This is a genomic window from Pseudoalteromonas sp. PAST1 (genome assembly GCF_021532515.1).
Taxonomy (GTDB): Bacteria; Pseudomonadota; Gammaproteobacteria; order Enterobacterales; family Alteromonadaceae; genus Pseudoalteromonas; species Pseudoalteromonas simplex.
Map to the genome: position 1 here is coordinate 1 of NZ_JAKGBH010000093.1, position 7,161 is coordinate 7,161.

Below are 7,161 nucleotides of genomic sequence, written 5' to 3' on the forward strand. Positions count from 1 at the left end.
AAGTTCTGCTGATTTTGAATATCATCAATGTTGAGCTCGGACGTCACTTTACCTAACACAGAGGAGTCAAGGGTAGCATTAAGTTTACCAACTTGCGCGTCACTCATTGCCGAGACCTCTAAAACCTCGACTGGTAATTTATAAACATTTGCCCCATCAATTAAAGATGCTTCTAGCTGCTGAGTTTTGATATTGGCACGGATGGTTTTTAATGCGCCATTATTCCAATTAGCAACAAACTCCCCGTTTGCATCGCCAGTTACTTTCAAGTTATCGGGTAAGAAGTGTTTAAATTCAGCAATAGATAACGCAGCAAGCTGTGCATTTAACTGACCTAATTGTTTAGTTTGCTGCAAGGTCTCAAAGCATAGTTTTGAGTTATCGCTTTGCCAGCAATGCGCGCCTACATTAAAGTCAAAGGTTTTGGTATTCACTTGAATATTAACTGGCTTATTAGTGCCAAAACGCACCTGATTATCAGTAACAAGAATTTGACTTAATGCACCTTGCCAAGTTTCTTTATTAAATTTACCGTCAACATCGAATGATGCCTTGCCTTGATCTGCATCGAGTAAAAAAGTTAAATGGTGATCTGTTTTATCGCCACTGGCATCTAACTCAATTTGATTAATTTTGTGCTCTGCGATCGATGCGGAATCAAGCACCAGTGATACATCCGTTTGCCAGTTTGCGGCGTAATCAAATTGCCCTTTTAATGTTAAACCGTCAACCTGAATATCTTGATAACTCAAGGTATTCAGGACTAAACTTAAATCAACAGTAGGCTCAAGACGCTCTCCACGCAAACTCAGATCAGCAAAGCCCTTGCCTTGCATAGGCAAAACATCTTGATCACTTGCATCTAAACGCAATTTACCGTCGACACGCCATACTTTATCCACCTGTCCCGATAACGCAATTTCATTTTTACCGCTTTTTATTTCAAGTTTTTTAAAACTTGCATGCAAGCTACTATCAAGCTCAAAATCCGACAACAAAGTCACTGGAATTTGATTCACAGAGCCATTTAATTGCGTGTTATCTAACGCAAGCTGCCACTCACCTGCCTGTAAGTTAAATGAACCATTGAATTCACCAGATAAATCACTACTAAGAGCATCCGTTAAATATTGGGCTTTTAAGTGGCTTAAAGCCCCTTTAAATTCGCTTTTTACCCCATTCGACCAATCAACAGATGCGTTAATATCTGCTTTACTGTCATTAGCATTGAGGCTTAATTGCTCAAGTTTTGCATTTGTTAAACTACCCTGTAATTTTGATTTCACAGTCATCGCAGGTAATGCGTCTAGTTGCGTGACTAAACTCAAATCGACAGCATAAGCATCGGCATGGCCTTTGGCTTTTAAATCAAATTCCGATAATTGCAGCTGCTGTGTGTCTGTGGCAATTTGCCACTTTGCTATCTGGCCTGTTAAATCAAATGGGTAATTTGTTTGTTTTAGATTCACAGCCCCTTTTAACTGTGCAGGGTATGTTCCTTGCGTTACTAAACTTAACTTTAAATCCGCAAGCGGGCCTGAAAGCGACAGATTAGCTTGATGTTCAGTGCTTTTTACAGACACGGCCCCCTCAATAGTGTTTTCACCAGAAAGCTCAGCCGTTAAATTAGTATGCAATTGCCATTGCTGATAGCTTGCAGCAAGCTTTTTAAGATTAATATCGCTCTCTTTGGCTGAGGCAACCAATTCAATATTTTCAATAAGCTGAGCCTGTTCTGCGCCATAAGGGGTAATGGCAACTTTACTTATTTGAAATTGCTTTAGCTCAACATCAATCGGGACCCTAATATCAATTGCGGGCAATGCTGGCAACTCAGTTAATGGGGCTGATTTAGGCTGCTCTTTTGTTTCGTGCAGCATTACAGCAACATCAGCAATAGTCAGTGTATCCACTGTTAAATCCGTTGCTTCGCCGCGAGCACTTAAGTTTAGTTTGTTGACTGTTACATCGGCACTTGGGTGCGCTAGATTAAAGCGATTAATTGCAACACGCTTAACAACGACCTTCATAGGTAAACTAATTTGTGTGACTTGCTCAACATTAGGTTCTGTTTCAGTGCTCTGCTCAGTTGATGCAGCCTGATTTTTAATATTTAAATCAATCGATTGGGCGCTTAAATTATCAAGACAAACCCCATCACAACGCCACCAAAATAAATCAATTTTTAGCTGCTTTGCATCAAACTTGATGCTTTGATTTTCAAAGTGAACACTAAACGCATCGTTATATAAAAAACGACCAGATGGCAACCTGATTGATAAGCCATCAACTAACTTATTCGCCGTGAATGCAATAAAGTGATTACCAGGCGCGGTGAATAACAAACAAAACACAATAACTAGCAAACTTGCCAGCGTAATTAATAGAACCTTGGTTATCTTTTTTAACATCTTCATTAGATTTCAGGTCCTATGGTAATACTTAATCGGGTACTTTTACTTTCTTTTGTTAAACCCCAAGCATGGTCGATACGTACAGGACCAACCGGTGTTAAATACCGAAAACCAAAGCCAGCACCGACTTCGAAGCGGTCGCTAAAATCATTTGTTGCGGTACCACTATCGACAAATAAAGCTGCTCGCCAATGCTCGGCAAATTGATAGTTATACTCAATTGTACCGCTTATTAAGTATTTACCACCAATTAAACGACCTTGTTCATCTTCAGGTGAAATAGATTCATAAGCAAAACCACGGACACTTTGATCCCCCCCCGCATAGAAACGAAGCGATAACGGTACGTCATTAATATCTTCAACCAGCATGGCACCTAAATTAGCTCTTAAGTACAGTAAATGACGATCGGCGAAGGTATTCAACCATGCGTTTTGCAGTTGTAAACGTAGGATATTAGTTGAAGACATCATGTCCTCTAACCCAAATTCAGCTGACAGCAGCCATTGGTACCCCTCGTAAGGAGTCGTTCCGCCCTCAGTGTCTTTTTTCGCGTAGCTGATACCCGGCATCAACATTTTTGCACTTTGTTCTTCTTCTCCAATTCGGTAGGTTTCATAATCACGGCGGATAAATGCGGTTCGCACCCAATCATCTTCGGTTAGCCACTGGCGCTGTAATTGGCCAGTTAAAATTTTACTGTAAAGGTCATTTGTTACACCATCTTCGAGTTTATAGCCTAACGAAAAACGCCAAAGATCATCATTAGGGTCGTCTACTGGGACGGTATAACCTAGCGAAATATCTTGCTGCCTCTCTGACACATTTAAGTTGCTTTCAAGATAATGACCGTCTTCCGTTATCCATGGCTTAGTCCATTTAAAGCGAACTTTTGGGCCAAAATCTGTATTAAAACCGCCACCCACTTCATAGCTATTGGCTGGTTTATGTAATACATCAACATTAACAGGCACTTGATTGTTTTTACGTTTTGCAATGTCTGCATACACACGGACACTGGCAAAATAAGGGGTGCTCGACAGTGCTAAGTTGTAATCAGAAATGTCAGTCGCTTTATATGGCTGACCTTGTTTAAATTCAGCCAGCGAGCGAATGTATTTTTCAGCCGGGGTCTCAGTACCAATAGTGATATCACCAAACTGATAACGAGGCCCAGTATCGACATTAAAAATAATCTTTGCGCTATTATTTTTTAGCGATACCGCCAATTTATGCTCATGCCATTTTGCATCAAAATAACCTAAGTCTAATAGTTGGCTTTCGATGCGCTTTCTCGCGGCCTCATATTTGCCGTGATTTAAAAAGTCACCTTGTTTGATTTTGATGCTGTTGACGGCAGACATAAATTCGGCGTCATCTTTACCGGCACCTGTAATGGTTACATTGATATCTGCGATTCGAGTAACAGGACCACGCTCAACATCGACAATTAATAGCTGTTGTGCGTTATCAAAACTAATTTTGATAGTCGGCTTATAATAACCAAGCGCTTTTAAACTCATTTCTACTTGGCTTTTAGCATGACGCTTTAATGCCTTTGAGGTTTTTTCATCAATTAGTTGCTTAATGTAAAGCTCAACGTTTTTTTCGAGCTCACCACTGATCCCCTGAATTTTGTAATCTTTAATAACAGTTGAGGCACTAATCGCGTGCTGGCTGTATGAAAAGCAGAAAAAAACAAAGACAAAAAAGAAATGCCGAGTATACAAAAAATATCCTTACTTTTTTGGAAGAGTCATAATCTAAAATGAGTACAAAAAGATACTAGCACAGTGCCATAGCCACTGACATAATTGAAATGTTAAAATTAGTACGCGTTAAACAATTATTTTCGCTACAATAGCGGACAATACCTAGATTTATAATGAACGAGCGACTAAATGCACTTCCCTGATGACGAAAACGGTCAATTATTAGCTGAAATTGCTGACGCTGGTGTTGATTTAACCAGTATGCAAACTATCGATTTCTATATTCTTTTTGAACAAAAGCCTGAAGCAGAGAAATTTGCTAAAGCGATAACAAGTGATGAGCTTGCCCCTTCAACAGAACTAACCAAGTGCCCAGATACAGGGGTGTGGGAAGTAATTACCCGTGTGAAGATGGTGCCAGAACACACCTTACTTAGCCAAACAGAACAATACTTAGAAAGCATCGCTAATGGCCATAATGGATATGGCGATGGCTGGGGTTTAATGGCCGAAGAAGAATAAGCCACTCCTACATCTCGTAAGGGGATCAACTTAGTTGATTCGCCTTACGAAAACTGCCCTGATAATCAAAAAGCTTTTCTGCCACTTTCCAACCGTATTTTTTATTTTTACGCGCAATCACAAAATCGGGTGCAAGTAGTTGTTGTTGTAAATTAACAACCTGCTCCGCGCTTTGCCAATCTATTGGGGTAAAACCGGGTGCTGCTCGTTTTCCAAACTGCTTATTAAAAATAAATCGCCCGGTGTCATTTGCTAAGTTAAAAACCTCATCACAACTAGCTCCATCTTCATCATAGTAGCTAATTTTAAGTAAACCTTTTGCGAGCAACTGTGCCGACAAACCACTACACCTTAATACCAAAGCATCTTTTAAATTAAGCGCTTCCCGCAGTTTATCATCAGGGTCTGCCATAATGGCACCACAAGACTGACACTGCCTTGCTGCAATGTCATTTTGCTCACCACACTGCTCACATTCTTTAAAACGAAAACGATAATCACACTGTATTTGCTCTTCACCATCGTCCAGCAAGCCTTGGCAGCGCCTACCAAAATGCTCAATCACTTTGCCTTCGCCATCAGTTTTACCCCAAAAAATATTCGCAAATCCACAGCCAGGGCATAGCACTTGAACTGGCTCATTATCACTTTGCGCTTTTTTACTCCCTACCTCTGGGTAGAACAAATCAAAGCCATTACCAGCATAATCAATAACTAAGCAGTCTTTTTTTCCTTCGCTTAAACGAAGGCCTCGACCCACTATTTGTTGATATAAACTGACAGATTCGGTGGGCCGTAAAATCGCAATATAATCAACGTGAGGGGCATCAAAGCCCGTCGTGAGTACGGATACATTAACCAAATACTTTATTTTTTTGGCTTTAAATTGATTAATAATTCGATCACGCTCGTTATTATCAGTATCACCGGTGATAAGTGCCGTACTACCCTCAGGTAAGTAGCCAGTAATTTCTTTGGCATGCATCACGGTTGCAGCGAAGATCATCACACCATGACGCTGTTCACTGTACTCTATTACTTGCTTGATAATGGCTTTTGTCGCGCGGGTGCTGTCTTTTAATAACGCATTCATATTCTCAATGCCGTAACGACCAAATGAATCACTCGGCAGTGATGAAAAGTCATAATGGCTAATAGCTGCATCGACTTCATGAGGCGGCGTTAAATAGCCGTTTTTGATCATATAGCGCAGCGGTAACTCAAAAATACACTTTTTAAATGGTGCGTCTTTATCACCTCTAACAAAACCATGATAGTGATGATGATAAACCCAGCCCATTCCCATACGAAATGGTGTTGCAGTTAAACCAAGTACTTTAAGATTGGGGTTTTGTTTTTTTAGACTCGTTATCACCTGCCCGTACTGACTTTGTTCATCACCACTGACACGATGACATTCATCAATGATCAACAAAGAGTAAGCATCTGTAAGCTTATCGGTATTACGTGCCAATGATTGCACGCTCGCAAAGGTCACTTGCTCCGTTAATGACTTTTGTTTTAACCCCGCAGAAAAAATACTTGCCTTAAAGCCAAAGCTAATATACTTCTCGGCGTTTTGTTCTACCAATTCTTTAACATGCGCAAGCACCATAATTTTTTGTTTGGCAATACGCGCAAGTTCAGCAATAACCAGGCTTTTTCCAGCCCCTGTTGGTAACACAATTAGTGCTGCGTCATCTGTTTGTCGAAAGTGAGCAACCGTGCGCTCTACGGCCTCTTGTTGGTAGGGTCTGAGTACGTACTTCATGTTATCGGACTATAATCGACATAAAAAAGGGAAGCATACGCTTCCCCTGGTATTCTTTAAAGCAAAAAATTAAGCAAGGTGTTTTGTTAAATCGACACCTTGGAATGCTTTAGGTCGTTTACCACGGCCTGTCCATTCTACAATTTCGCCATTAAATTCGATGCGGTACTTCGGTTTTACCTTAGTGCGTTTGTCTGTTGTTACTACATCCTGTAGATCTTCTAATGTAAGTCCTTTTTCTTTTAGTAAATCGAGTACCTCTTTTTTAGCTTCTTGCTGTTGAGTATATTTCTCGATAGCTGTGTCGATTAGCTGTTTTGCTTTTTCTAATTCAGATAATGACGCAGATTTTACAAAAGATCGGATTTCTTTCATTGAGAGCTCTCTTTAATATTAAAGTTAAGTAAAATGTATAAACATGAGTTAGTATATGCCCTATTCATAAAATAATCTATTCGACTCTAATTCTTTATCCTAACTTTTTATTATACCCATGCTCTGATCTGAACAATGACGTCTTTTAACTCAGTAATTAAATCAATAACAATGGCAGTATCATGATTATCAATAAACGTCTTTTCCGTATCTACAATTAGTTTTGAGATAGGTGGATATCCCCCTGTGTCAGGATAGTTGTCGCCTCAGTTTTTCATAGCATTAAACAGGAGGCGGAAGTTAGGTATGAGTGAGACATTATCCAGAAGAACATAAAAAGGCAGTGGTTAGTAAGTTGATTGAAAGC

Annotated in this window: 4 protein-coding genes and 1 pseudogene; 1 reads left to right on the forward strand and 4 read right to left on the reverse strand. The window is 40.0% G+C overall.

Features of this window, described 5'->3' with window-relative positions:
- Together L1272_RS22340 and L1272_RS22345 are read right to left on the reverse strand one after the other, a co-directional pair.
- Positions 1 to 2,417 (reverse strand): annotated as a pseudogene (locus tag L1272_RS22340) (translocation/assembly module TamB domain-containing protein); the annotation flags it as partial.
- Positions 2,417 to 4,144: an autotransporter assembly complex protein TamA gene (locus L1272_RS22345; protein WP_138602105.1), complete on the reverse strand. Its 1,728-nt coding sequence runs from the start codon at positions 4,142 to 4,144 to the stop codon at positions 2,417 to 2,419. The pseudogene L1272_RS22340 and the gene L1272_RS22345, both read right to left, overlap by 1 nt.
- A 171-nt stretch (positions 4,145 to 4,315) precedes the next feature.
- Here L1272_RS22345 and L1272_RS22350 point away from each other — a divergent pair, with 171 nt between their 5' ends.
- Positions 4,316 to 4,648 (forward strand): ribonuclease E inhibitor RraB, encoded by a 333-nt coding sequence (locus tag L1272_RS22350; RefSeq protein ID WP_054553668.1) that lies wholly within the window; start codon positions 4,316 to 4,318, stop codon positions 4,646 to 4,648.
- 25 nt (positions 4,649 to 4,673) lie between these two features.
- Here L1272_RS22350 and L1272_RS22355 read toward each other — a convergent pair whose 3' ends face one another.
- Both L1272_RS22355 and L1272_RS22360 read right to left on the reverse strand, forming a co-directional pair.
- On the reverse strand, positions 4,674 to 6,419 hold the full coding sequence (locus L1272_RS22355; RefSeq protein ID WP_138602103.1) for a DEAD/DEAH box helicase: 1,746 nt from the start codon (positions 6,417 to 6,419) through the stop codon (positions 4,674 to 4,676).
- A gap of 69 nt (positions 6,420 to 6,488) precedes the next feature.
- Positions 6,489 to 6,794 carry an H-NS histone family protein gene (locus L1272_RS22360; RefSeq protein ID WP_054553670.1) on the reverse strand — a complete coding sequence of 102 codons (306 nt, stop codon included), beginning with the start codon at positions 6,792 to 6,794 and terminating at the stop codon, positions 6,489 to 6,491.
- Between the last annotated feature and the right edge of the window lie 367 nt (positions 6,795 to 7,161).